This window comes from Bacillus sp. CGMCC 1.16607, assembly GCF_042683745.1.
Taxonomy (GTDB): domain Bacteria; phylum Bacillota; class Bacilli; order Bacillales; family Cytobacillaceae; genus Pseudoneobacillus.
This window is the reverse complement of sequence record NZ_JBHUJX010000008.1, coordinates 506,285-531,656: the sequence shown is the minus strand read 5'-3', so window position 1 is coordinate 531,656 and position 25,372 is coordinate 506,285. Positions and strand designations below refer to the sequence as shown.

General features: G+C 35.6%; 26 protein-coding genes. All 26 read right to left on the bottom strand.

Annotated features, from left to right (window positions below):
• Nucleotides 1–21: 21 nt before the first annotated feature.
• The gene (locus tag ACFSO7_RS05540) at nt 22–540 is read right to left on the bottom strand and encodes a DivIVA domain-containing protein (protein ID WP_377876046.1); all 519 of its coding nucleotides are present in this window, start codon (nt 538–540) and stop codon (nt 22–24) included.
• Nucleotides 541–623: 83 nt separating this feature from the next.
• Nucleotides 624–1,397 carry a YlmH family RNA-binding protein gene (locus tag ACFSO7_RS05535; RefSeq protein ID WP_377876045.1) on the bottom strand — a complete coding sequence of 258 codons (774 nt, stop codon included), beginning with the start codon at nt 1,395–1,397 and terminating at the stop codon, nt 624–626.
• Nucleotides 1,398–1,447: 50 nt separating this feature from the next.
• Nucleotides 1,448–1,708, bottom strand: coding sequence for a YggT family protein (locus tag ACFSO7_RS05530; protein ID WP_377876043.1), 261 nt, complete (start codon nt 1,706–1,708; stop codon nt 1,448–1,450).
• A 16-nt stretch (nt 1,709–1,724) separates the two neighbouring features.
• On the bottom strand, nt 1,725–2,153 hold the full coding sequence (locus ACFSO7_RS05525; RefSeq protein ID WP_377876041.1) for a cell division protein SepF: 429 nt from the start codon (nt 2,151–2,153) through the stop codon (nt 1,725–1,727).
• Between the two features lie 2 nt (nt 2,154–2,155).
• The gene (locus tag ACFSO7_RS05520) at nt 2,156–2,836 is read right to left on the bottom strand and encodes a YggS family pyridoxal phosphate-dependent enzyme (RefSeq protein ID WP_377876040.1); all 681 of its coding nucleotides are present in this window, start codon (nt 2,834–2,836) and stop codon (nt 2,156–2,158) included.
• Nucleotides 2,814–3,662 carry a peptidoglycan editing factor PgeF gene (gene pgeF, locus ACFSO7_RS05515; RefSeq protein ID WP_377876038.1) on the bottom strand — a complete coding sequence of 283 codons (849 nt, stop codon included), beginning with the start codon at nt 3,660–3,662 and terminating at the stop codon, nt 2,814–2,816. The genes ACFSO7_RS05520 and pgeF overlap by 23 nt, the downstream gene beginning before the upstream one ends.
• A gap of 269 nt (nt 3,663–3,931) precedes the next feature.
• Nucleotides 3,932–4,198: a YlmC/YmxH family sporulation protein gene (locus ACFSO7_RS05510; protein WP_377876037.1), complete on the bottom strand. Its 267-nt coding sequence runs from the start codon at nt 4,196–4,198 to the stop codon at nt 3,932–3,934.
• Nucleotides 4,199–4,376: 178 nt separating this feature from the next.
• Complete coding sequence (sigG, locus tag ACFSO7_RS05505; protein ID WP_377876035.1) at nt 4,377–5,156, bottom strand: RNA polymerase sporulation sigma factor SigG; 780 nt, start codon at nt 5,154–5,156, stop codon at nt 4,377–4,379.
• Between the two features lie 178 nt (nt 5,157–5,334).
• Entirely contained in the window at nt 5,335–6,054 is a 720-nt protein-coding gene (gene sigE, locus ACFSO7_RS05500) for an RNA polymerase sporulation sigma factor SigE (protein ID WP_377876033.1), read from the bottom strand.
• A gap of 44 nt (nt 6,055–6,098) precedes the next feature.
• Nucleotides 6,099–7,037, bottom strand: coding sequence for a sigma-E processing peptidase SpoIIGA (gene spoIIGA / locus ACFSO7_RS05495; protein ID WP_377876032.1), 939 nt, complete (start codon nt 7,035–7,037; stop codon nt 6,099–6,101).
• Nucleotides 7,038–7,307: 270 nt separating this feature from the next.
• Nucleotides 7,308–8,450 (bottom strand): cell division protein FtsZ, encoded by a 1,143-nt coding sequence (gene ftsZ, locus ACFSO7_RS05490; protein WP_377876030.1) that lies wholly within the window; start codon nt 8,448–8,450, stop codon nt 7,308–7,310.
• A gap of 42 nt (nt 8,451–8,492) precedes the next feature.
• Complete coding sequence (gene ftsA, locus ACFSO7_RS05485) at nt 8,493–9,776, bottom strand: cell division protein FtsA (RefSeq protein WP_377876028.1); 1,284 nt, start codon at nt 9,774–9,776, stop codon at nt 8,493–8,495.
• 111 nt (nt 9,777–9,887) lie between these two features.
• Nucleotides 9,888–10,250, bottom strand: coding sequence for a small basic family protein (locus ACFSO7_RS05480; protein WP_377876026.1), 363 nt, complete (start codon nt 10,248–10,250; stop codon nt 9,888–9,890).
• A gap of 3 nt (nt 10,251–10,253) precedes the next feature.
• A complete protein-coding gene (locus ACFSO7_RS05475) occupies nt 10,254–10,952 on the bottom strand; it encodes a DUF881 domain-containing protein (RefSeq protein WP_377876024.1) in 699 nt (232 codons plus the stop codon).
• A gap of 61 nt (nt 10,953–11,013) precedes the next feature.
• On the bottom strand, nt 11,014–11,739 hold the full coding sequence (locus tag ACFSO7_RS05470; protein WP_377876022.1) for a DUF881 domain-containing protein: 726 nt from the start codon (nt 11,737–11,739) through the stop codon (nt 11,014–11,016).
• On the bottom strand, nt 11,693–12,478 hold the full coding sequence (locus ACFSO7_RS05465) for a cell division protein FtsQ/DivIB (RefSeq protein ID WP_377876021.1): 786 nt from the start codon (nt 12,476–12,478) through the stop codon (nt 11,693–11,695). Before ACFSO7_RS05465 ends, ACFSO7_RS05470 begins: the two co-directional genes overlap by 47 nt.
• Nucleotides 12,479–12,814: 336 nt before the next feature.
• The gene (gene murB / locus ACFSO7_RS05460) at nt 12,815–13,723 is read right to left on the bottom strand and encodes a UDP-N-acetylmuramate dehydrogenase (protein WP_377876019.1); all 909 of its coding nucleotides are present in this window, start codon (nt 13,721–13,723) and stop codon (nt 12,815–12,817) included.
• A 73-nt stretch (nt 13,724–13,796) separates the two neighbouring features.
• A complete protein-coding gene (gene murG, locus ACFSO7_RS05455; protein WP_377876018.1) occupies nt 13,797–14,894 on the bottom strand; it encodes an undecaprenyldiphospho-muramoylpentapeptide beta-N-acetylglucosaminyltransferase in 1,098 nt (365 codons plus the stop codon).
• Nucleotides 14,895–15,077: 183 nt separating this feature from the next.
• Nucleotides 15,078–16,178, bottom strand: coding sequence for a stage V sporulation protein E (gene spoVE / locus ACFSO7_RS05450; RefSeq protein ID WP_377876016.1), 1,101 nt, complete (start codon nt 16,176–16,178; stop codon nt 15,078–15,080).
• 110 nt (nt 16,179–16,288) lie between these two features.
• Nucleotides 16,289–17,638, bottom strand: coding sequence for a UDP-N-acetylmuramoyl-L-alanine--D-glutamate ligase (gene murD / locus ACFSO7_RS05445; RefSeq protein ID WP_377876014.1), 1,350 nt, complete (start codon nt 17,636–17,638; stop codon nt 16,289–16,291).
• Nucleotides 17,639–18,613: a phospho-N-acetylmuramoyl-pentapeptide-transferase gene (gene mraY / locus ACFSO7_RS05440; protein WP_377876012.1), complete on the bottom strand. Its 975-nt coding sequence runs from the start codon at nt 18,611–18,613 to the stop codon at nt 17,639–17,641.
• 2 nt (nt 18,614–18,615) lie between these two features.
• Complete coding sequence (locus tag ACFSO7_RS05435; RefSeq protein WP_377876010.1) at nt 18,616–19,044, bottom strand: hypothetical protein; 429 nt, start codon at nt 19,042–19,044, stop codon at nt 18,616–18,618.
• A gap of 3 nt (nt 19,045–19,047) precedes the next feature.
• Complete coding sequence (locus ACFSO7_RS05430; RefSeq protein ID WP_377876009.1) at nt 19,048–20,508, bottom strand: UDP-N-acetylmuramoyl-L-alanyl-D-glutamate--2,6-diaminopimelate ligase; 1,461 nt, start codon at nt 20,506–20,508, stop codon at nt 19,048–19,050.
• A gap of 165 nt (nt 20,509–20,673) precedes the next feature.
• Entirely contained in the window at nt 20,674–22,596 is a 1,923-nt protein-coding gene (locus ACFSO7_RS05425) for a stage V sporulation protein D (RefSeq protein WP_377876007.1), read from the bottom strand.
• A gap of 180 nt (nt 22,597–22,776) precedes the next feature.
• On the bottom strand, nt 22,777–25,005 hold the full coding sequence (locus tag ACFSO7_RS05420; protein WP_377876005.1) for a penicillin-binding protein: 2,229 nt from the start codon (nt 25,003–25,005) through the stop codon (nt 22,777–22,779).
• The gene (gene ftsL, locus ACFSO7_RS05415; RefSeq protein ID WP_377876003.1) at nt 25,005–25,367 is read right to left on the bottom strand and encodes a cell division protein FtsL; all 363 of its coding nucleotides are present in this window, start codon (nt 25,365–25,367) and stop codon (nt 25,005–25,007) included. The genes ACFSO7_RS05420 and ftsL overlap by 1 nt, the downstream gene beginning before the upstream one ends.
• Nucleotides 25,368–25,372: the final 5 nt, after the last annotated feature.

The following is a 25,372-nucleotide window of genomic DNA, read 5'->3' as shown; positions in this document are numbered from 1 at the left end:
ATGCTGATACTCAGCCATTCGTCAAGATGTTATTTCACTTTCTGTTTGTAAACTTTTTAATTCAGTAGCATCCACTTCATATTGAAGTAAATGATCCCAATCATCATTATTTAGCATATCCAATTGGGCTTCAATTAACATTTTAAATCGTGTTCTAAATACTTTTGATTGTTTCTTCAAGTCTTCTATTTCTAAGGCAATTTTTCGTGCTTTAGATAATGCTTCATTTACAATTCGATCTGCATTTTTTTCAGCTTCTTTTAAAATTAACTTTGCCTCTTTTTGTGCGTTTCGTTTCACATCTTCCCCAGCTTCTTGAGCAATGACAATCGATTTATTTAACGTTTCCTCAATATTTGTAAAATGCTTTAAACGATCATTCATTTCACTGAGACGCTCATCCAATTCTTTTTTCTCACGAAGAATAAGTTCATAATCTTTGATCACCTGGTCAAGAAATTCATTTACTTCATCTTCATCATAACCACGGAATCCCCGATTAAATTCCTTATTGTGTATATCCAACGGCGTTAACGGCATGACGCCACCTCCCAAGAACTGTTTTCTATATATGTATTATCCATAATTCGACAGGTTTCCCATTATTCCTGCCAAAAAAGTAATTATTTTTGCTTTCCTACGGTGATACGCCATTTATCTTTTTTTGTTTTTCCCTCAATAGAGCTAATTTTTGCCCTTCCATATCCACGAATGGAAATCATATCATATTCTCTACATTCAAATGAGGGTTTCTCAATTGCCCTAAAATTAACTTTTACAAGTCCCTGCGCTAATAAAGTTTGGGATTTCTGTCTGGAAATATTATAGATTGTTGAAATCACACTATCTAATCTTAAGGAAGAGACCGTTTCCACTTCTTCCAGCCAAGTAATATTCATTGGGATAGCTTGGCTAAATGGTATTTCACTTAAACTTATTTTTGTACGACCTACTTGAGTAAATTGCAATTGGGTATACGAATTTATTTCTTTTGCAACGACAATTTGAATTTGATCCCCATTAATGAGAATGTCGCCAAATTTTTCCCGCTTAATTCCTAAAGACATCAAACTGCCTAAAACTTGGGGGTGTTCAATTGTAATAAATTTTTTTGGGTAATCCATTTCAAATATACTAATCTGAAAGGCATCTTTCTCCATTACAAAATAATTTGGAGCCACAATTGCCCTTTTTCTTTCAGAATGGTTAATACCACCAAAAAAATCACATTTTATATCTCCATCTTCCCCAATCACATATTTGACAATTTGTTGTTCACGAGGATCAAGAAAATCCGTCAGTTTTGGTGCAAAAGAATCTTCGACTGTACGTCTCCAAGATAAAACTTGGTCAATAAATTCACGTTCTTCTGGTCGGAAATGTTGATAAATGTTCATCGAATTCTCCTAAAATCGTTACAAGGAAATCTTTTGCTGTAATAAGATGATTAAAACCAAAGTTGAATTTGGGATAATCCCGTTGTTGCTAATCTTAAGACTAATATCGCCACAATCGGTGATATATCAATCATACCAATTGGAGGAACAAATCTTCTAAACGGCTCTAAATACGGTTCACATATGCGTGCAAGAAAGTGACCAAAGGATGAATCTCTCACACCAGGAAACCACGATAGTAAAATATAAATAATTAAAGCCCATGAATAGTAATAAATTAAACTTCCTAAAAAGCTAAACAAAATTGACATATACCATTACCACCTCTTATCTTGAAAAATCATGATCGAACATGATTTCCGAAATATTACCTGAAACTTCTACATTATCTGGGGTACAAAGGAAAATATTAGCACCAATTTTTTGAATATCCCCACCTATTGCATACACTGTACCACTTAAGAAATCAACAATACGCTTTGCTTGATCATGTTCTATTCGCTGGAGGTTCACGACTACTGAACGGCGATTTTTTAAATGATCCGCAATATCTTGTGCTTCTGCATACACCCGTGGCTCCACTAAAACCATTTTTGAGGATTTTTGAAGACTTTGTAAACTCACGACATTTTGTTTATTTGAAGCTTGTTTTACGGGTTTGACAGGCTCTACCTCTTCTTCAATATATTCTTGTTCTTCATCATCATATTCATCATCTAAAAAGAAAAATGTTTTAAATTTGGACTTAATACTCATCTTTACACCTCTTCTTCTCCTACTAGAGCAGTTCCAATACGTACCATTGTTGCTCCTTCTTCAATGGCAATTTTAAAATCATTAGACATTCCCATCGATAATTCCTGACAAGGGGCATGTTTCCACTGTTTTTCTGATACTTGTATCTGTAATTTCTTTAAAGTGTTAAAACATTTACGAATGACAATTTCATCAGCTGTAAGTGGTGCCATTGTCATCAGACCATCTATGATCACATTACCGAAATCTTTCATCTTTTCAATAAATGGTAGTACTTCAACTGGACTTAAACCATGTTTAGATTCTTCACCTGATACATTTACCTGTACAAAACATTTGATCGGCTCATTGGCACGTTTATTAATTTCTTCTGCTAGTGATAATCGATCCAATGAATGAATATAATCTACGATATGAATAATATTCTTCACTTTTCTTGATTGTAAAGAGCCTATATAATGCCATGTAGGTTTATCCTTTAATGATTCCCATTTCTCTAGTAATCCTTCATCACGATTTTCCCCGAGATGATGAATTCCAGCTTCTAAAGCCTCTTTAGCTCTCTCTACACTTACATATTTAGTGACTCCAATAATTTTAATTTCATTGGGATCGCGATTTATTTGAAAACACACATCATTTATTTCATTTTTAATTTTTTCAAGCTTTGTTGTTACTTTCATTTATTAGAGAATCCTCCTTCCAACCGATAAAACTCATCATGCGTCCTGTTTTACCTTGATCTCTTCTATGAGAGAAAAAATCGGATGCATTACAACTTGAACAAAATTCTGTGAGTGAAATATTGGATTCGGGTATTCCAGAATGAATTAATAGTAATTGATTTAAACGTTTTAAATCCAATTGATATTGTCCATCTTTTATTTGATTATAGGGCTTTTTTTCGACATCTTCTAGTATCTTTTGTACGAAATTAATAACAAAATCATCAACGACATAACATTTTTCGCAAATAGATGGTCCGATCACCACTAAAATATCATCTAGATGAATACCATTCTGCTTCCATCTATCAATCATTTTAACTGAAATACCGTTTACAGTTCCCTTCCAACCCGCATGGACTAGACCAATTGTATTTGTTCTTTTATCTATAAAATAAATTGGTACACAGTCAGCATAACATAGTGTTAGAAGAATTCCTTTTTGATTCGTATAAAAACCATCCGTATCTTTTATAGAATCACTATATTGATAGGCACCAAGCCCACGATGTTTTACGTTAATTTCTTTAATATTTTTTCCATGTGTTTGTTCTGCAGCAACCCAAAATTTTGTCGGAAATTGCAGTAATTCAGCAAGTTTCTGCTTATTTTTGCAAACATCATCATTTTGATCGCCAACATGAAGTCCAAAATTTAACGAAGAAAAGACTTGATCACTAAACCCACCATTTTTTGTCGTAAATCCTACGACTAAATTTGGCCACTCCTCTGCCCATGGTTGTAAAGAAAAATACTCCTTTGTTTTCAAAACAAATGGTTCCATATTCCCCAACCTTTAAATAAAGATATGTAAAAGTGTTTTGACTTTGAAAATTGTCCAGCTCTAGCGCCCAGCGACTAGTGTACTGTCCCTCTCCTCCTTACGATAAGTCAACATCGAATCGCTATCGCTCTTCGTGTTTCCTTTATCTCATGCGGAGCGGACCAGTCCATACGTCGCTAAACGGGCTCTTCCGCTTTTCTAATGTTTTCTATAGTTTACCATATATAATTGGATGTTCATAATAGCGAAATGAAAATAAAGAGGCTTAATTAAGCCTCTTCCTCAATATATTTTATATCTCGTTCCTTATAACGGACTAATATCACGTCTTCTCCAATTTTTAATATATTTTTCCATGGAATAATGACATCCTCATCTTTACCAAAGAAACCCAATACTTTCCCTGTACCGCTCACAATAACTGCATCAATATTCCCTGTCGACAAATTAATATCAATATCCCCTATATTTCCGAGTTTTTTTCCATCGGCAACATTAACGACATCTTTTATTTGAAAATCAGATATTCTTACCATATCTTCACCCCCAGCATTTCTTTATAAAATATATGATAGTTAAAATAAAATATGGTCTTTTTCCAACAAAAAATAAAGCTGCCGTGATGGGCAGCTTTATTTTTCAATTAGATATTAAAAATACTTGGAGGCGAATCATTAACTTGTCGGGTTTTTAAAGGCGCATGTCGCTTTGTTCTCAGCTTTGGATATTCTTATTCATTTGCTTAATTGCTGCTTTCTCTAGCCTTGAAACTTGTGCTTGCGATATTCCAATTTCATCTGCAACTTCCATTTGTGTTTTACCTTGAAAAAAACGTTTTCTTAATATTAATTTTTCTCGATCATTTAATCTTCTCATCCCTTCTTGAAGAGCAATTTCTTCAATCCAGGTCGTATCTTTATTTCGGTCATCACTTAACTGATCCAATACATAAATCGGATCTCCACCATCATTATAAATAGGTTCAAATAATGAGACAGGATCTTGAATCGCATCTAAGGCAAACACGATTTCCTCATGTGGCACTTCTAAAACTTTGGCAATTTCCTCTGCAGTCGGTTCCCTTGAAGTTTCACTCATTAACTTTTCTCTTACTTGTAAAGCCTTATAAGCAATATCCCTTAAGGAACGTGACACACGGATAGGATTATTATCCCGAAGATATCTTCTAATTTCACCGATAATCATAGGTACTGCATATGTAGAGAATTTAACATTTTGGCCTAGATCAAAATTATCAATTGACTTCATTAGCCCGATACAGCCAACCTGGAACAGATCATCAACGAATTCTCCACGATTATTAAATCGTTGAATCACACTAAGCACTAATCGGAGATTCCCATTTACAAGCTTTTCCCTTGCAGAATGATCTCCTGCTTGCATTTGCTTGAAGAGTAGTCTCATTTCTTCGTTCTTTAATACAGGAAGCTTTGATGTATCAACACCGCAAATTTCAACTTTATTTCGAGTCAATCCTTTTCCCTCCTCACAGGAGTTGCTGTACAAACTTAAGTATCTCCGTGAGAAGGAAAAATATGCACCTGGACCAAATGAACCAAAGATGAAAATCATTGAATAATGTTCATTTGTATTGGTAGAATCAAGGGTTTAAAAATAAAAAATTTTTTCAAAAAAAATAAATTAATATATGCTATACCATTTTATTAAATTCTTTTCTTAATCTTTTAATGATTCTTTTTTCTAATCTTGAAATATATGATTGAGAAATACCAAGCATATCCGCAACATCTTTTTGGGTTTTTTCTTCCCCATTTGTTAATCCAAAACGAAGTTCCATAATTTGTTTTTCTCTTTCCGTTAACTGGTGCAAGGCTTTTACTAAAAGCTTACGGTCAACATTAGCTTCTAAATCCTTCGTAATGATATCTTCTTCGGTCCCTAAAACATCCGATAGTAATAGCTCATTTCCATCCCAATCTATATTTAATGGTTCATCAAATGAAACCTCGGAACGAATTTTATTATTTCTTCTTAAGTACATCAATATTTCATTTTCAATACATCTTGAAGCATATGTAGCTAGCTTAATTTTCTTTTCAGGGTTAAAAGTATTTACAGCTTTAATTAATCCTATTGTCCCGATACTGATTAAGTCTTCTATATTAATCCCGGTATTTTCAAACTTTCTCGCAATATAAACAACAAGTCTTAAATTACGTTCAATTAAAATAGAACGGGCTGCTTTATCTCCGTTTGGTAATTTATTTAAAAGTAATTCCTCTTCTTCTTTACTTAAAGGAGGGGGGAGTGCTTCACTTCCGCCAATATAATAGATTTCATCTGTTTTAAGTCCTAATTTGATTAATAACTTATACCAATAGTAAGATAGGCGAAGTTTTAATTTTTTCATGTTAGGTCCTCCTTCTAAAATTTGTTTTATCGAGTATAGTATTATTAGCTTACTTTTGTTGAATCTGAAATAGCGCTCGCATTTGTCATCATTTTTGGATGAACAATGCATTGAAACGCTTCGTCAGCGGAAAGCTGTTGTAAAGTAAGAGAGACTAACGCTTTCGTTACATTAAATTCGCCTCTGTCTGTTCCAATTTTTAAGGAATCTGGTTTAAAAGCGATAATTAACTGATGATCCTGGCCGACGACTCGGCACGGAATAATTTTCACTCTACTTTCCCATTCAGATGGTATTTGCTTGTTACCAAAAAGATAAGCTTCAGGTTCTTTCCCCATCTCAATTAATTCGCTAGGGAAAATCTCCTTTACTTGATGAATAGAAACAATCATAACAGGTGATTTCGTAATGGGATCATATAGCTGATTTCCGCTGTCCACCAATCCTTTTATCGTAAACTGCAGATCCTGTATCGATAAATGAACATCGACGAGTTGTTCAAATTGAATATTAATCATTTCCATCTTTTCAATTCCTTTGGAGGAAAAATACCAAGCTACTGGGAAACCAATCATGACAAATAACCAGCTGATTGGATCACCAAAACCTTTTAAACTTGCAAGAAAAACATCAGATGTAAGTTGATTATCAAACTTGATAAAATAGTGAACACCAATTAATGTTCCACCTGTCAAAAATGTTGATAAATAGAGGAGCATAAGAGCCTTTAGAAAAAACCGTATTCGTTTATATCCAAAGGTAGCCAAAATCATAACAAAGGAAAAACCTAATTTTACTAGTGGGTTACCTGCAATTGAAGCAAGTGGCGAGAAGGATAAGAATATAATTAAGCTCCCTACAATTCCCCCTAAAAAAATCCTCCACCAAGTAACATGACGTTTTAGCATAATTGATGTTAAATAGAGGAGAAGACTGTCAAAGAGAAAATTTAGAAACCAAATAACATCCAAATAAACAGTCAAATATTTTCCTCCTTCAAGCAAGAGCCATTTCCCATCACGAAATTGGTAGAATATTTTTAATCTTTTCTATCATTCCGTTACGAAAAAGTATAACCTATCTACGAAGGGGAAGTGTGTCATATTCTGTAAAGGAAATAGCAGAAATTTTCCCTATTCTTTTCGGATTTTGTCATATTTACTATGATATAAATGATTTATTCAAAATAAAAAATCCCAAGCCTATCAAATGGCTTGGGATTTTTCTATTTGTCCTGCGCTTATGCTTTTCTATTATCTTCTTCTATTACGGTTTCGTAAAAATGTCGGAATATCTAATGTATCTTCTTGTACGGACTGCGCTGGAGCAGGATTTCGATACGTTTCTTGTGGAATCTCTTCTCTTTTTGGCTCACGTTTAGTAACACCAATATTCGGTTTAACTTGTCCAAATGCAGGTCGAGTTACTTTTGGCATCGCCATTTCTTCATTAAATCCTGTTGCGATTACTGTTACAATGATTTCTTCTTTTAAATTCTCATTAATAACTGAACCAAAAATCATATTTACTTCTTGATCAGATGCAGATGCAACAATATCTGCCGCTTCTTGAACTTCATAAAGGCTTAAATTTGTCCCACCTGTTATGTTCATTAACACACCTTGTGCACCATCAAGAGATGTTTCAAGTAATGGAGAAGAAATAGCCTTTTTAGCTGCTTCAGCCGCTCGGTTTTCGCCAGAAGCCACACCAATGCCCATTAAGGCAGACCCCTTGTTTGCCATAATCGTTTTTACATCAGCAAAGTCAAGGTTGATGAGTCCAGGTGTCGCTATTAAATCAGAAATACCTTGAACCCCTTGACGTAATACGTTATCCGCTTCACGGAATGCTTCAAGCATAGGTGTGCTTTTATCTACAATTTCAAGAAGTCGATCATTAGGGATTACAATTAATGTATCTACAGCTTCCTTCATTGAGGCAATTCCACCAGCAGCTTGTCCAGCTCGTTTTTTCCCTTCAAATGAGAAAGGACGAGTAACAACACCTACGGTTAAGGCTCCAAGTTCTCTTGCAATTTGAGCGATAACTGGTGCAGCTCCAGTACCAGTTCCGCCACCCATTCCAGCAGTTACGAAAACCATATCTGCCCCACGTAGTGCTTCTTCGATTTGTTCTTTACTTTCTTCCGCTGCTTTCTTACCTACCTCAGGATTAGCACCAGCACCAAGACCTCGAGTTAATTTTCCGCCAATTTGCATTTTTATTTCTGCTTTAGATAGATTTAATGCTTGTGCATCTGTATTTACAGCTATGAAATCTACCCCTTGCACACCATGTTCAATCATTCGATTTACTGCATTATTACCGCCACCACCGACGCCAATTACTTTTATCGTAGCAAGTTGATCTAAATTTGTATCAAAATCCAACATGACAAATCCTCCTAATTCGTCCATATTCCTTTAAGCACAGTTCTACTCAAAAAAGTAACCAAGGAATTTTTTTACCTTTGATGTCATTTTTTCTTCCGGTTGCTTTTCAGACTTCGACTTTGGTTGCGGTTGTTTAACGACACGCTTTTCTTTCGCATGTGATACTTTCACCGTTGCTTCAAGTTCACGGCCTTGTAATCTAGCATTCTTGTATGCATATTTAATCAATCCGACTGCCGTCGTATATTGTGGTTCTCTTACCCCTATATAATCTGGAATGGCTATTCTAACTCTATTTTGAAAGATTACTTGTGCCAAATCAAGGACACCTTGCATATTTGCGACCCCACCAGTAAGAACAAATCCTCCTGGCAAATCTCTAATTCCCATCCTCTTTAGCTCATTTTGCACGAGGTCAAAAATTTCTTCCATTCGCGCTTCAATAATATCAGCCACTTCTAGCTGACTAAATTGTTGATGTTGATCACTTCCGATAATTGGAACACTAAAAACCTCATCTTCTGAAGCATCATCATAGAAAGCATGTCCATATTTTGTTTTTATTTTTTCCGCATCTTCCGTTGAAGTTCGGAGGCCAATCGATAAATCTTTCGTTAAATGCTCCCCTCCTAGTGGAAGTACACTAGTTGCCCGCAAATAACCTTGTTCGAAAATTGCAATGGTCGTTGAACCTCCACCAATATCGATTAAGGCAACACCTAGACTTTTTTCATCTTTCGATAAAGCAAAAGCACCAGCTGCAAGAGGTTGTAGGGTAATGTCTAATATATCAAGACCTGCACGCTCTACACAACGTAGAGTGTTATGTAAAATCGTTTTTGATCCGGTAATAATCGAACCTTCCATTTCAAGTCTTACACCAATCATACCACGAGGATCAGTAATTTCATCCAATCCATCTACGATAAATTGTTTCGGAATGATATCAATAATTTCTCGCTCTGGTGGGATGGACACTACTTTAGCTGCATCCATTACTCGTGCCACATCTTCATTACTAATTTCGCGATTATCACTTGATACAGCTACTACACCATGACATGGCTGTAATGATACATGATTTCCTGTTATTCCAACAATCACTTGATTGATTTCCATGCCAATCATTCGTTCAGCTTGTTCAATCGCACTTTTAATTGAATGAACGGTTTCATCTATATCGACTATGGAGCCTTTCCTTAATCCTTCCGATTTAACGTTCCCAACGCCAATGATATTTAAAGAGTCATTGACCATTTCACCAATGATTACTTTCACACTGGATGTACCGATGTCAAGACTTACATATATTTCATTGCTGTTCATTCTTTGGCACCTCCTTTAGTACATTTACTAATAAGAACAACAATCAATACTCCCTAATTCTAATTCTTACTAAAAATATTCGTCACAACTGTAGTTTTCCCTTTAAGAAATCTAAATTTTTTCAATTTTTTCATGATTGCTTGACCATTTTGTTAAAATTATTCTTCGTATTACAGCAATGTTTTGAAAAAGCCTTACTCCAAATGCAAACACAGCTGCTAAATACAAGTCTACACCAAGATGTACACCTAGGAAAGCCAAACTTGCAGCAAGGATAATATTAAAGAAGAATCCTGATACAAAAACTTTTTCATCATATATTTTTTGTAAATGAGCCCGTATTCCCCCGAATAATGTATCAAATGCAGCTAAAACGGCAATTGAAAGATAGTTGGAATACTCTTCAGGTATTCTGATTTCAGTCAACAAACCGAGAAAAACCCCAACAATTAAACCTAATAATGGAAGCCACATAACCTAACTTCCTCCTTTATCTGCCTTAATCGGCTCCATAAAACGGACTCGAATGGTATCACTATATGCTGGAATAGATACTACTTGTAAAGGTTTTGTCACTGAAACTTTTAAATTATCAATGAAAAACTCCTCCATTGATTTCGAGACTTGCATACGGTTATAAAGCTTCTCAGCCTTTTCCATATTCTCAACAACGACTCTGACTTCAAAAGGAATTTGTGAAATCCGATTTCCGTCTATCTTTGTTTCTCCATTAATATCTCTTATCACAGTTGTATTAATAATCCGATTCCCATCAATGGCAACAAATTTCGCTTCATACATGTTTAATTCATTTAAAAGCCTTTGCAACAACTCAGGTGAAATATCAGTTAAAGGCTCACCTAATACAATATCTTCATATATAGGCTCCACCTTTAAAATAATCCCTGGACCGGTAATAGGAGTTAAACCTGCTTCACGTTTTAGCTCTTCTAAAGTATCTCTTAAAACCTGCTCTTTACTTTGTCGTCTTGTTGTCTCATATGAAGCAATTTTTTCATCGTTGGAACGAATTTCTCTAATTAACTTCGATTGTATTTCCTTTTCCTTCAATAAATCCTCTCGAAGTTGCCATACGTCCCTTGTATCCCTAACAACTGGTTTTTGTACCGTTTGAAACTGAATGGCAATCATAAAACCGATAACTAAGGTAATCATCGTAAAACTCCAATTTTTTTTAAAGCTCACCTTACTACCTGACCTTCTTTAATATTTTTAATTATTTTCCTAGGATGGGATCTAGTAAAATATCCTCTTTAGTTGCTAAGGTAACAACGATATTATCGTTTACAAGCTGATCCGTAACACCACCTACTAGACTTAGTGCTGAAGATAAAACCTCTGGATCACCTATAGCCGTTATGATAAATGGTGCTGGATGTTGGTACCCATCCACTGTGATCACTGGCCCATTACAAACAATATAAGAATTATGAGATAATCTTTGACCATTGATCGATATAGCAGTCGCACCAGAAATATACAATTCATTTATCACTTTAAAGACATGGTGTTCGTGCACAATATAATTATTTGCATTTTCCTCTATTGGATTATAATCACCATCGGCTAGAGTTACTTCTACTCCTTTTCCCTTTACTTTAATTTTCCCTAAAAACATACGGTATTTTTCCGTATCTTCAGCTAAATTAAAGAAGATTTGTGCTTCTTTCGATAATTCTTTTTCTATTTGTGAAACTTTTTCTTGCTTTTTATTTAATTCTTTTTGTAAGTCACGATTTCTCTCTTGTTCATTGATGATTTGATTACGAAGACTTAAATTACGTTCCCATTGATTATTCGTTTTTGGTTTATTCTCATTGACACGTTCTGTTAAGTGGTAAGAAAAAGCAATCATATACCCAAGAACAAGAAAGACAAGGGCTAAGATAACATGATTACCTTTCACCTTTATCTTCAAGCGATTCCTCCCCTTTCGCTTCATAGGCTTTAAAGTAAGATCCCACTTCTAAATCAATGACACCTTTAATATTCTGGTCTAATTGGCTAAGTATGGAGGGATAATGTTTCATTTTTTCAGAAAATGTTCTTAATGTAGCACTCACTTCAAATCCATCATTCATAAATAAGGTAATATGATAATGATCTGTTTTTGTTGGTGTATGATGAATTTCTGATATGGAATTGACTACCTCTGGAGGTAATGCTTTTAAGCTTACAATCATTTCTTCCAAAGGCTTTCCTTCCTTAAATTCCTTTAAAATAGGTGCACTGTATGGCAATTGATTTAGTTTTTGTTCCTTTAATATTTTCCCATTTTCTAATACTGGATAAAACGACGTTTCTTTAGCAAAGAAAGCCATTCGTTTATATTCTTCAATTTTGATTTGTACAGTATTAGGTAATTTAACAGATACCTTTACTTTTTTTACTTCTGGTAGTTTTTTGATTTGGAGAGCAATCTCACTCTTGTCCACTTTCCAAATATTTTGGTTCCTATCTAAACCGGATTGTGAAATAATTTGATCTTTATTGTATAAATTTTGTCCAAAGACTTGAATATTCTTAACTTTACTTAAAGGGGATTGGATATAAGAAACACAGGCAATTAGAGAGAAAAATAATAATAATAAAAATATCAAACGCCTATTTGCCTTTTTTCTTCGTTGTTGTTTCAACTTTGGAACTCGATCTTCCAGTGAAACAATATTTCCTTTACCCACTAAATTCACCACCCCTTAAGCTTATTAGAAAAGCGGATGCGCCTTGATTAGCCCCGACAAGCAAATGCTTCGACACCCGGAAAGTCGTTCTTTGACTTTTTGGGTGGCGAACATAGATCTCGATGGGCTAGGCGCTGGAGCTGGACAACTTACGAAGTCCAATATTAATTGCCTTTCTTAACTTAAACCAAAACAACGGCACGAACAAGTTCATGCCGTTACGTAAGGCACCTTCTCTATTTTTTTGCCAGTCTCTAAAAAAATATTATATCACAATATTTGTAAATCGTAAGTGGTTTTTTAGTAAAACTAGCCTATTATCCTATCCAAATTTGGCTAGCTTCGTCCGATTATTTCTACTTCCGTTTCCATTTCAATTTCATATAAATCATAGATTGTTTTCTTTACGTGCTGAATTAATGCCAACACATCTTCAGCAGTTGCATTCCCTGCATTAACAATGAAATTCCCATGCATTTCAGATATTTTTGCCCCGCCGATGGAATATCCTTTTAAACCTGCAACTTCAATAAGCTTTCCTGCATAGTTTGGTAGTGGATTTCGAAAAATACTTCCCGCACATGGATAATTCCAAGGCTGAGTATCTTTTCGATAATCTTTATTCTTTTGCATTTCAGCAACAATTTTTTCTTTATCGCCATTTTGTAAAAGTAAAACGGCTTCTAATACGATACCAGGTCTTTTCTTTTGCAATATGGACGTTCGATATGAAAATTCCATTTCCTCGTTCGTAAGCCACTCAATTGTCCCATCACTAAAAAGAATTCTTGCCTTTTTGAATATTTTTGAAATATCTGATCCATGCGCACCGGCATTCATATATACAGCTCCACCTAATGATCCCGGTATCCCACTTGCAAATTCCAGTCCCGAATAACCTTTTTTACTCAACATAGTCGATAGGCTTATTAAGGAATGACCTCCACCAACCTTAATTTCTGATCCTTCTATTGTTAAGTTGTCAATTCCTTGTCCTAGCTTTATGACAACCCCTTCAATCCCTTTATCAGAAACTAATAGATTAGAACCTCTTCCGATGGCACGCCACGGAACTTGATGTTTTATAATGATTTCCATTAATTTTTCAAGATTTTCAATGGATGATGGTTCTACAAAAATATCTGCTGGTCCTCCAATTTTTATCGTTGTATGGTTAGCTAAAAGTTCACTTTGTTTTACTTTACCTATGTTTAATTGCATGAAATCATTTATTAATCCGTTCATTTCCAACCTCCCTTTCTTACTTATTTTCGAAGTTATTAATAGTTTATGCAGTCATTTTCATTGGGCTACTTTTTTATTCCTTAATGGCAATCTGCTTCATTACTTTATATAACCGCTCAGCTGCATCTGGTACTCCTAAAGCTTTGGATTCTGCTTTCATTCGCATCCATCTATCTTTATGTAATAGAATTTGGTCTATTTTCTCCACTAAAAGTTTGCCTGATAAATCATTTTCCAACACCAATTCCGCTGCTCCTTTTTCACTTAGAGCTTTTGCATTTTTTTCTTGATGATTATTCGTTACATATGGGCTTGGAATTAATATACTTGGAATACCTAAAGATGTAATTTCAGCCAGAGTTGTCGCTCCTGATCGAGCTACGACTAAATCAATCCCCGCCAAAACTTCAGGCATATTATGTATAAAAGGTTTAATGATCACATTTTCAGGATTTCCAACTAAATCCACTTCTTGCTGTACATGTGGAAAGTGAATATCACCCGTAACATAAAGAACTTGATACGGTTTTTGTCCTAATTCCGATAATGATTTAATTACTGCTTCATTTATCGGTTTTGCTCCTCTACTCCCGCCGACAATTAAAACAGCTGGCAAATTAGTTTTTAGCCCTACTTTCAACCTACCCTGTATCGCGTCGTTACCTAGTACTTCTGTTGCTCTAGGATTGCCAGTAAAAATCACTTTTTCAGCAGGGAAATATTCTTTAGCCACTTCAAAACAGACCGCAATTTTATCTACATATCGACTTAAAAATTTATTCGTTAACCCAGGAACACTGTTCTGTTCATGAATGATCGTCGGGATACCCAGTTTAGACGCAGCATAAACAACTGGTCCGCATACATAGCCCCCAGTCCCAATTACGACATCTGGCTTAAACTCCCTTAATAATTTCTTACTTTCCTTAACACCTTTAAGAAAACGATAAACCGTTTTTATATTATCAATAGATAGTTTTCTTTTAAATCCAGTAATATGTATTGTCTTGAATAATATTTTTTCACGAGGAACAATTTTACTTTCAAGCCCGTCATGTGTTCCAATATATAAAAATTCTATTTCTTTAGATTTTTTCTGTATTTCGTGGATAAGGGCAAGTGCAGGATAAATATGCCCACCTGTACCACCACCACTTACGACAATTCTCATTTCTCCACCTCCAACTGAATTCTATTCTACTATAATTTTATTTGAACATTACTGTTTTAAATTACTTGTTAAAAAATTGTAATAATCCTTATTTTAACAGGTAATCTAATTCTAGTAGAGAAAAAACAAAAAGACCCTGCAAAAAACAGGGTTCATTTTATCTAGGTGCGGCCGTTCGAATGGTTAGTATCTTGAATATCTACTAATATTAAGTAATACCCCTATCGCCATTAACATTAATGTTAATGAGGAACCTCCATAGCTTAGAAAAGGTAAAGTGATTCCAGTAACTGGCATTAGCCCTGTTACAACACCAATATTAATCATTACTTGAATAGCCACCATTGCAATGATTCCTACAGCCAAAAAACTTCCGAATAGGTCTGGAGCACCTAATGCAATACGAATCCCCCGCCATAGTAATAGAGCAAAAAGTAACAAGATGAATGAACCACCAATAAAACCAAGCTCTTCGGCTAATATGGCAAAAATAAAATCAGTTTGAGGCTCAGGTAGATAGAAAAATTTCTGACGACTTTGCCCGAGGCCAAGGCCAAAAAGTCCACCCGGTCCAATAGCATATAATGATTGAATGATCTGAAACCCACTACCAAGTGGATCTTGCCATGGGTCTAGAAATGAAGTAATACGTTTAATTCGGTATGGTGCAGATATGACAAGTCCTACGAATCCAGCTAAGCCTATCAGTCCGAAAATGGCAAAATGCCATATCCTTGCTCCAGCTACTAGAATCATTACAACACAGGTACCGACCATTACAGTTCCTGTTCCTAGATCAGGTTGGAGCATAATTAAAGCAAATGCGAGGAAAACTAGTCCTAATGATGGAATAAGTCCCTTTTTAAAGGAAGTAATCACCTTTTGATTTTCTGATAGAAATTTAGCGAGAAAGGCGATCATCGCAAGCTTCATAAATTCAGATGGCTGTATCGAAAAAGCTCCAACTCCAATCCAACTTCTGGATCCATTTCTTACATTACCAATCCCCGGTATTAATACGGCAATCAATAAAATAAAGCAAATAATTAAAATGACTTTTGCCCATGTTCTCCATGTCCAATAATTGATATTCATGATAAAGAACATAGCAATAATTCCAACACCAGCAAACAACATTTGTCTTTTAGCAAAGAAAAAGGAATCTTCGAATTTATACTCGGCCCAAACAGCACTTGCGCTATAAACCATTACTAAACCTATTGCTAAAAGGGTAAAAGTGGTAATCATTAAAATTAAATCAGGGGTAGCTTTTTTTGTCGACACTATTTACACACCTCGACTACATGTTTTAGGGCTATTTCGGGAAATTGTTTTGTCCCGAACCACTTTTTCGTCAGGCGGTACACCGATTTCTTTATGTAGACAAGCCCTTACTAAAGCTTATGCACAGCATTTACAAACATGTCTCCCCTGACCTCAAAAGTTTTATATTGATCCCAACTCGCACATGCAGGAGATAACAAAATAACATCATTTGCCTCGGAAAGTTCATAAGCTACAGGCACGGCCTTTTCAACATTATCGACACGCTTAATCGTTTTTATTCCTGCTTCCTTACCTACACGTTCAAGTTTTTCAGCTGTCTGCCCAAATGTAATCAATGCCTTTACGTTTTTCAAGGCTGGTAGAAGTTCATCAAATTCATTCCCACGATCCAAACCGCCAGCTAATAAAATAACAGGCTCTATAAATGCGGCTAATGCATTTTTCGTTGCCAAAATATTTGTAGCCTTCGAATCGTTATAAATTTTTCTACCCTGTTTTTCGCCAATAAATTGCAAACGATGCCTTACACCTGTAAACATAGTTAAAACCCTCTGAATAGCTTCATTGTTTATCCCAGATAATTTTGCAGCCGCAATTGCAGATAGAATATTTTCTAAATTATGATCGCCAGGTAAAACCACTTTGTCTCTTTCTATAATTGGTTCACCGTTAAAATAAATCCAACCATCCTTAACAGCTGCGCCTTCTTCTAAATATTTCTTAGTTGAAAAAGGAACAATTTGAGCTTTAGAAAGTCTAGCAATTTCCATTACTACTTCTTGGTCACTGTTTACAATAAAATAATCATCCTCTGTCTGATTTTTTGTAATCAATGACTTTGCCCCAAAATATTCTTGTCTAGTACAATGGTAATCAAGATGGGCATCATACAAATTTGTCAAAATGGCAATTTTCGGTTGAAAAGTTTCTATTCCCATTAATTGAAATGATGATAATTCGATAACAATATGATTATCTTTTGAAGCAACCTGAGCAACTTCTGAAGCGACGGTTCCAATATTACCTGCAATTAGCGGCTTTAGGCTTGCTTGTTGTAGTATTTCAAATATAAGTGTAGTTGTGGTTGTTTTTCCGTTTGTACCTGTTATACCAATGAATGGTGCATCAGAAATTTCATAAGCTAACTCTACTTCTGTAATAATTGGTATTCCTAACTCCACTGCTCTCTCAATCATAGGATTGTAATAGGGAATCCCTGGGTTTTTTACGACAAGTTCGAACCCTTGATCTAATAACTCCACAGGGTGATCACCACATATTACAGTAATTCCTTGCTCAAGCAGCCCTTGAGCCTCAGGATTTTCAGATAAAGGTTTTTTATCATTAATCGTCACAAAGGCACCTAGCTTATGTAATAAGGAAGCTGCACTTACCCCACTTTTTGCTAAACCAAGTACTAATATTTTTTTATGTTGATACTTTTTTATTTGTCTCAATTACAACCACACCTCAATATAGATTCCAAGTATTGCACAAAGTAAGCCTACACTCCAGAAAGTAACTACAACTCGCCATTCAGACCAACCAACCAATTCATAATGATGGTGAAGTGGACTCATTTTAAATATCCGTTTCCCAGTCGTTTTAAATGAAAAAACTTGTAACATGACTGATAGCGTTTCTATAACAAAAACACCACCGATAATGAGTAAAATGATCTCCATTTTTGTTAGAATAGCTATCGTTGCAATGGCGCCACCTAATGCTAAAGAACCCGTGTCACCCATAAATACTTTGGCAGGATGTGCATTAAACACTAAAAAGCCTAACACAGCTCCAACAACAGCTACAGAAAAAATGGCAATTTCAAGCTGCGAAAGGCTCCATGCAAGTACGGCAAACGCTCCAAATGCAATTGCGGCCGTTCCTGACAATAGGCCATCAAGACCATCAGTTAAATTAACAGCATTGGAAAAACCTACGAGCCAAAAGACGACAAAAAGATAATAAAACCAACCTAGCTCAATAGAATAATCGATGAGCGGAATGGTAAGTTCTGTTGAAAATTCATTTTGCTTAAATACAAAATAAAATATGGATGCAATAATAATTTGACCTAGAAGCTTTTGTCTAGAAGTTAGTCCAAGATTTCGCTTCATTACAACTTTAATAAAATCATCTAAAAAGCCCAACAAACCAAAGCCTATTGTTACAAAAAGAAGTAAATATGTTTTTACAGTCGGTTCTGCAAATTTCCCTGTCATAACAATTGTCGTAATGATAATGGAAAGTAGAATGATCAAACCACCCATTGTCGGTGTTCCAGATTTTTTTTGATGGCTTTTTGGACCTTCTTCACGAATACTTTGCCCGAATTTTAACCTTCTTAAGAAAGGTATAAAAATGGGAGAAAGTAATACTGTTACGAGAAATCCCATCAATATTGTGAAAACTATAACTTGCTCCAACATTTTTATCCCCTCCTAGCTTTCGAGATAAATTTTAATACAGGTTTATCATATGAAGAAAGACACTCATTCAGACGTCTTTCTTCATCAAAAAGGAATTTAGTCATATTCATCATGTTGGTATTTTCTCCATTTAATTTCTCTAAATAGGTAGATAGAATCTGTTTCAGTGCATCGTTTAAATTGTTTGTTAAAAAGACAGGAAACTGATTAGGGAGATACTTAGGTATTTCCATTTGCTCCTCTAAAATAGCTCCAACCGCTCCATTTTGAATCGCTTCTTTCAGTTCACCCGAGTCCTCGTACAATGGGATAAACAACCCTTTTTGTTGGTGAAATGTAGAATCCGTCGAAACAGTCATAAATTCAAATTCGTCTTTAATCCCTTTAGTATTAGGATATAACTTGACCAAATCGGAATATGCTAAGAACATTTTTTATCTCTCCTCAATAGCCTCTTTTGCAACTAAACGATCATCGAAATCAAAATTTCTATCACCGATTGTTTGGTAAGTCTCATGTCCTTTACCCGCGATAAGAACAATATCACCTGACTTTGCTTGATTAATAGCATATCGTATGGCTTCTTTACGGTCAGTGATGGACATATAATTTTTATCTTGAACTCCTTCTTCCATATCTTTAATAATGGAAAGAGGATCTTCACTTCGTGGATTATCTGATGTAAAAATTGCATTTGATCCATATTCACAAGCTATTTTCGCCATTAAAGGTCGTTTCTTTTTGTCCCGATCTCCACCACAGCCAATGATGACATAAATATTCTTTTCAGCAAATTGTTTAATTGTTTTCAAGACGTTTTCAAGAGCTTCAGGGGTGTGAGCATAATCAACGATCACGGAAAAATCTTGTCCTGCATCCACTAGTTCAAATCTACCTGATACTCCTGATATTTTTTCAATTGAAGAGATAATGTCAATAATACTAATTTTTGAAGCCAGTGCTGCAGCAATACTTGCTAATACATTGTAAATATTAAATTTCCCAGCTAATTGTATAGTGATCGGATAACTATCTTTTTGTATGACAACATCGAAGGAAGTTCCCTTTGGTGTCATTTTAATATTCTCTGCTTTTATATCCGCTTCTTGATCAATCCCATATGTAATGATCGTAGCAGCAGTCATTTTTTGATAATCAGAAATGGTAGGATCATCCGCATTCAAAATGGCATATTTGGGATGTTCGTGCTGAAAAGTGTTACCCAATTGTGAGAACAATAGCCCTTTTGCTTGTTTATAGTTTTCCATCGTTTCATGGTAATCAAGGTGATCCTGACTTAGATTTGTAAATATAGCAATATCAAAATCACATCCATGTACACGTCCGTAATGCAAGGCATGAGAGGAAACCTCCATTACCGCCATATCAATATTTTTTTCCACCATTTCATAAAATGTTTTTTGCAATGTTAAACTTTCAGGGGTTGTGTTTTTATTTTCAAATTTCTCATCCAATATTTTTGTGTACATCGTACCAATTAACCCAGTTTTCTTTTTTTGATCGGCAAATATTTTTTCAATGATATGACTTGTAGTTGTTTTCCCGTTTGTCCCAGTAATTCCAATGAGATGTAGCTTCCTGCTAGGCTGACCATAGAAAGCATCAGCTAATACAGCCATAGCTCTAAAAGTATCTTTAACAACAACTACTGGTACATCTAGGTTAAGTTCCCTTTCAGCTAATACAGCTACTGCTCCACGTTCTACGGCGGACCTGGCAAAGTCATGACCATCAACTGTGTAGCCCTTCAAGCAAATAAACAAACTTCCATTATGGACTTTTCGATTATCATTTTCAATGGAAGATATTTCAGGATTTGGCCCATTATAAGGGACAAGTAGGTGTAATTTGTCGATTAAACTATGTAAATTCATTCTCTTTCAGATCCCTTCTTTATAAAAACAAAACAAAACATTATATGTAATTATCTCTTATCTGTGTGTTTATTTTACATGAAATTAGATAAATTCGCTATTTGAACAAAAAGATATTATTTCATATGAATGGGCGGCGTTTAAGGGGCCGCCCATAAGTAAGATTTAATTTTCTTTTTCATCGAAGTACAAACGGATGGTGGAGCCTTCTTTTATTTTCGTGCCTGGTTCAGGAGCTTGCTTTACAACAATATCTCCTTGTCCACTTGCATCAATTTTCAAATTAATCGGATGCTCTTGCAGTTCTCTTTTAGATAAACCAATTAAATCCGGTACTTCAATGAGTGGGACATCCTCCCAAGTCATTTTTTTCGGAATTTGATTCTTTCTTGGTTTAACTTCAAGAGCGTGCAGACTGTCCTCCATGATAGCTCCTACAATTGGTGCAGAGACAACTCCCCCGAATTGTACTGTCCCCTTTGGATTATCGACCCCGACATAGACAACAATTTGAGGATCATCCGCAGGTGCAAAACCGATAAAAGATACGATATGATTGTTTTCTAAATATCTGCCGTTGGCTGCTTTTTGTGCTGTACCTGTCTTTCCACCAACTCGATAAGAATCAATGAAAGCTCTTCCCCCTGTACCTTGTGCAACGACACTTTCAAGTGCATGTCGAATTTCTTTTGATGTTTCAGGTGAAATAACACGTCGCTTTGCTTTAGGCGTATTTTTCATTATTACTTCTTTCGTAATCGGATTAACAAGCTCCTTTGCAATATATGGTGTATACAGTGTACCACCATTTACTGCGGCGGCAACTGCAGCTACTTGTTGGATTGGAGTAACCGATACCCCTTGACCAAAAGCAGTAGTAGCAAGCTCCACTGGTCCAACCCTATCAAGCTTGAACATTATACCAGTACCTTCACCTTGGAGATCAATTCCCGTTTTTTGACCAAAACCAAAATCTTTTATATATTGAAATAGCTTATCCTTACCTAATCTTTGTCCTAATTCTACGAATCCAGGGTTACAAGAGTTTTGAACGACTTCTAAAAAGCTTTGCGAGCCGTGCCCACCTTTTTTCCAACAACGCAAGGTAGCTCCCTCGACCTTCACAAATCCTGGATCATGGAAATGGTCATCCTCTAAGTCTACTTTTCCTTCTTCCAGCGCTGCAGCTAGTGTAATGATCTTAAATGTTGATCCAGGTTCATAAGTACTCCAAACAGGAAGATTCCGGTTATAGACTTCAGATGGAACGTTGCGAAAATTAGCAGGGTCAAAATCCGGTCGACTAGACATGGCAAGAATTTCTCCAGTATTTGGATTCATGGCAATCGCAATAATTCCATCAGGATTATATTTTGCTTGTGCCTGATCCAATTCCCGTTCAACAATTGTTTGCACTTTCGTATCGATCGTTAATTTTAAATCCATGCCGTCCACTGGCGCTTCATAATCATCGGCCATATCATTCATTCTTTGTCCTTTTGCATCAGCGTAAAACTGGACTGAACCTCTTTTTCCACTTAGCTCTTTATTATAAAATAGCTCTAAACCCATTAATCCTTGATTATCAATCCCAGCAAATCCTAGCACATGAGAGAGATAACTTCCAAACGGATAATGCCTCTTCGAATCTTCGCCAATGTAAACTCCTTCAAGCCCTAGAGCACGAATCTCTTTTGCTTTTTCATGCGAGATTTTTCTTCCCTCACGAAGTCTCACGCTAGATTCTACTTTTGTAATTTGCTTATACGTACTTTCGACTGTTGCATTAAGAATGGCTGCTAATTTTTCAGCTGTTTCTGCCGGTTTCTTCACTTGTCTCGGTACAACATATACGGTTGGAGCACTCATATTAGTTGCTAGAGCCACTCCATTACGATCGGTTATCTGTCCCCGTTCAGGTTCAAAGAAAATATTTCTACTCCATGAATCTCTTGCACGATCAGTGAGCATATCTCCTAAGTAAAATTGAACATAACCTAAACGTACGTCAATAATAAAAAATATTAATATCCCAATAAATAAAGCAACAGCCAATCTCTTTCTAACCGTAACATTTGAAACACGCATATAATTGAACGTTCTCCCTTCTGCTTGTCCTAATTTTCAAAATGATTGTTTAGGATAAGGAATAGAATAGACAAGAAAGAACGATAAAATCATTCTTTCAAAATCTATATTTCGTTCAAAATATATGCTTGTACCTCTAAGATTAGAACGGCCCTTCTATTATGGAAGTCTAAAGAATGATTAATCCTTTACCTCTACTTCTACTTCTTCAGTGGATTGATTCTCTTCCGCTTGTTTTTCTTGATTCAATCGATCAAATTGCTCTTTTGGTGTTTCAAAATCTAAAATTAAATATTCCCCTTCTTTCACAGCAGCACCAGGCGCCAGATTTTGTTTAATCACAAAACCATCACCCACAGGATTAAAATTTAATGAACCAAGATTAGCCACTTTTATTGCATCGCGAAGAGACCATCCCATTAAATCAGGAATATATAGTTTTCCATCCGTTTTTAAAATAACCTTCTCTCCTTCTAAAACATTTGAATGTTCATTAGGGAGTTGATCAATAATTTTTGTACCGCTACCCATTATCACTACTTCTAAACCTTTGGATTTTAATAATTTTTTAGCCTCATCTACTGATTGATTTTTCACATCAGGAAGAGTTATTGTTGCTGCTTTTTTTGCTTTTGATGGTTCAATGTTCAAGTATTGCAAACTATTTTTCATAACAGGATTAAATATCATAGAAACAGGAATCGAACCATTAAAATAACTATCAATCTCAGGTTGTTGAACAGCTACATAGACGATTAATTTAGGATCGTCCTTCGGAGCCATTCCTAAAAAAGAAAAGATATAGTTTTGGGCTCCAGTTAAATAGTTCCCATCCGGTCCTGGAATTTGCGCTGTTCCTGTTTTACCCGCAACAGAATAACCACTAATTTGATAACGGTTACCAGTACCTTCGGGAGCGGTTACCACCATTTCAAGTATATCCCTTACTTGCTTTGCAGTTTCTGCAGAAATCGGTTGCCCTACAACTTCAGGCTTTTTCTCCAAAACAATGTCACCTGTATCAGCATCTGCAATTTTTTGTATGACATGTGGCTTCATCATCTTTCCATTATTCGCAACAGCTGTTGCTGCTTGAATTTGTTGAATCGGAGTGATAACAGAACCTTGTCCAAAGGCGGTAGTTATTTTTTCAATTGGATATTTAAATAATATTTTCCCAGGTGTCTCATTTGGTAAGTCGATACCTGTTGGCTTATCCAATCCAAATTTAGTTAAGTATTCACGGAAGATATCGAATCCTAATTTATCTTCAGCTATTTTTGCAAAAGCAACGTTAGATGATCTTAGAACTCCTTCGAGAAAAGTAATATTACCCCATCCGACATAGTTGTGATCATGAATGGCTCTTACATTTGGTATTTTATAGGAACCCGATTTATACTCCTCATTAGGGTTAAACACATTTTCCTCGATTGCAGCTGCAAGTGTAAATATTTTCATCGTAGATCCTGGCTCAAATGAAATTTCGATCGCTTCATTATGCCATCCCTCGCTAATCCCATCCCTTGTTTTAGGGTGAAAAGTGGGACGTTGACCCATGGCAAGAATATTTCCCGTTTTGGGATCAGCAACGATAGCAATCATTTTTTTTGGTTTATATTCGACAGCTACTTTATTCAAAGCATCCTCTAAAAAGGTTTGAATTTTCTTATCAATTGTTAAATAGATATTATTTCCATTCTTTGCTGGCTTAACGCTTTCTTTCCCCTCTGGTAATGAGAAGCCCCAACGATCACTCTCATAGTGAATCATACCATCTTTTCCATTTAGCAGATCATTTTGGCTTTCTTCAATTCCCATAGTCCCAACCGTACTTGTTTTTCCATTTTTATCTTCCTTTTCCTCGACAAATCCGACTAAATGGGAAGCAAATATTCCATTTGGATAGAACCTCTTTGTGTCTCGTAAAAAAATTACCCCTGGCAGATCTAATTTTTCTATCTCTTTTTTTGTTTGATGTGAAATATCTTTCCCTGCTTTACCAAATTCCACTTGAAATAAACCTTTTTTGCTCAATATACGATAAATTTCTGATTCGGGAAGGTTTATATATTTCGCTAAAGCTCTAGCCGTTTTTTCTGGATCAGCAACATGGTTTGGCTTCTTAGGATTAGAAGTCATCGATTTATCTAAAATAGCCGCAAGTGTATAGGAAGCCGCTTCTTCAGCAATAACTTCACCGTTTTGGTCGTAAATCGTACCTCTCTTCGCATTGATCACTCGTTCTCGAGAGTATTTTTGCTCTGCTTTTGCAGCTAAAACTTGTCCAGCAGCTTCACCCGTAAATTGAATTGTCACATACCGATAAATTAAGACAAAAAAGAGCAGGCCGAAAAAAATAAATAATCCAGCTGCCCCAACATTCATATTTGGCTGTTTTTTCGTCATTAGTCTTGCACAACCTTAACGTTATTTTCATTTAAGTTCAGTCCAAGCTTTCTTGCTTTTTCCCAAATACGCTCATACGTACTTAACTCACTAACCTGCATTTTCAAATCATTATTTACCTTTTGCTGTTCACCGATTGATGTATTTATAGTTTGGATATCCTTGTTTATTTCGTAAATGGAGGCTTGAGCAGAAATCATTTGGACAGCTCCAAAACATACCACCGCACCAAAAAGTAATCCAATCACTTTTTCTCCGGGTGTTAGCCAAAAATTTTTTTCCTTTTTCGGTTTTATAGCTTGTCCTTTTATTTGCTGTTCATATTGCTTCTCTTGTTGTAATTTTCTCGCTAAATTGCTCATTTTTT

What these genes read in the sequence shown, in the direction of transcription:
- ftsA (WP_377876028.1), bottom strand. Translation starts at nt 9,776, where the DNA reads ATGAACAGCAATGAAATATATGTAAGTCTTGACATCGGTACATCCAGT.
- ACFSO7_RS05480 (WP_377876026.1), bottom strand. Translation starts at nt 10,250, where the DNA reads ATGTGGCTTCCATTATTAGGTTTAATTGTTGGGGTTTTTCTCGGTTTG.
- murB (WP_377876019.1), bottom strand. Translation starts at nt 13,723, where the DNA reads ATGAACGGATTAATAAATGATTTCATGCAATTAAACATAGGTAAAGTA.
- ACFSO7_RS05535 (WP_377876045.1), bottom strand. Translation starts at nt 1,397, where the DNA reads ATGAACATTTATCAACATTTCCGACCAGAAGAACGTGAATTTATTGAC.
- ACFSO7_RS05435 (WP_377876010.1), bottom strand. Translation starts at nt 19,044, where the DNA reads ATGTTCTTAGCATATTCCGATTTGGTCAAGTTATATCCTAATACTAAA.
- ACFSO7_RS05475 (WP_377876024.1), bottom strand. Translation starts at nt 10,952, where the DNA reads ATGATTACCTTAGTTATCGGTTTTATGATTGCCATTCAGTTTCAAACG.
- ACFSO7_RS05525 (WP_377876041.1), bottom strand. Translation starts at nt 2,153, where the DNA reads ATGAGTATTAAGTCCAAATTTAAAACATTTTTCTTTTTAGATGATGAA.
- ACFSO7_RS05540 (WP_377876046.1), bottom strand. Translation starts at nt 540, where the DNA reads ATGCCGTTAACGCCGTTGGATATACACAATAAGGAATTTAATCGGGGA.
- ACFSO7_RS05420 (WP_377876005.1), bottom strand. Translation starts at nt 25,005, where the DNA reads ATGACGAAAAAACAGCCAAATATGAATGTTGGGGCAGCTGGATTATTT.
- ACFSO7_RS05520 (WP_377876040.1), bottom strand. Translation starts at nt 2,836, where the DNA reads ATGAAAGTAACAACAAAGCTTGAAAAAATTAAAAATGAAATAAATGAT.
- pgeF (WP_377876038.1), bottom strand. Translation starts at nt 3,662, where the DNA reads ATGGAACCATTTGTTTTGAAAACAAAGGAGTATTTTTCTTTACAACCA.
- ftsL (WP_377876003.1), bottom strand. Translation starts at nt 25,367, where the DNA reads ATGAGCAATTTAGCGAGAAAATTACAACAAGAGAAGCAATATGAACAG.
- ftsZ (WP_377876030.1), bottom strand. Translation starts at nt 8,450, where the DNA reads ATGTTGGATTTTGATACAAATTTAGATCAACTTGCTACGATAAAAGTA.
- ACFSO7_RS05530 (WP_377876043.1), bottom strand. Translation starts at nt 1,708, where the DNA reads ATGTCAATTTTGTTTAGCTTTTTAGGAAGTTTAATTTATTACTATTCA.
- ACFSO7_RS05425 (WP_377876007.1), bottom strand. Translation starts at nt 22,596, where the DNA reads ATGCGTGTTTCAAATGTTACGGTTAGAAAGAGATTGGCTGTTGCTTTA.
- murG (WP_377876018.1), bottom strand. Translation starts at nt 14,894, where the DNA reads ATGAGAATTGTCGTAAGTGGTGGTGGTACAGGTGGGCATATTTATCCT.
- ACFSO7_RS05510 (WP_377876037.1), bottom strand. Translation starts at nt 4,198, where the DNA reads ATGGTAAGAATATCTGATTTTCAAATAAAAGATGTCGTTAATGTTGCC.
- ACFSO7_RS05430 (WP_377876009.1), bottom strand. Translation starts at nt 20,508, where the DNA reads ATGAATTTACATAGTTTAATCGACAAATTACACCTACTTGTCCCTTAT.
- sigE (WP_377876033.1), bottom strand. Translation starts at nt 6,054, where the DNA reads ATGAAAAAATTAAAACTTCGCCTATCTTACTATTGGTATAAGTTATTA.
- ACFSO7_RS05470 (WP_377876022.1), bottom strand. Translation starts at nt 11,739, where the DNA reads ATGAAGCGAAAGGGGAGGAATCGCTTGAAGATAAAGGTGAAAGGTAAT.
- mraY (WP_377876012.1), bottom strand. Translation starts at nt 18,613, where the DNA reads ATGTTGGAGCAAGTTATAGTTTTCACAATATTGATGGGATTTCTCGTA.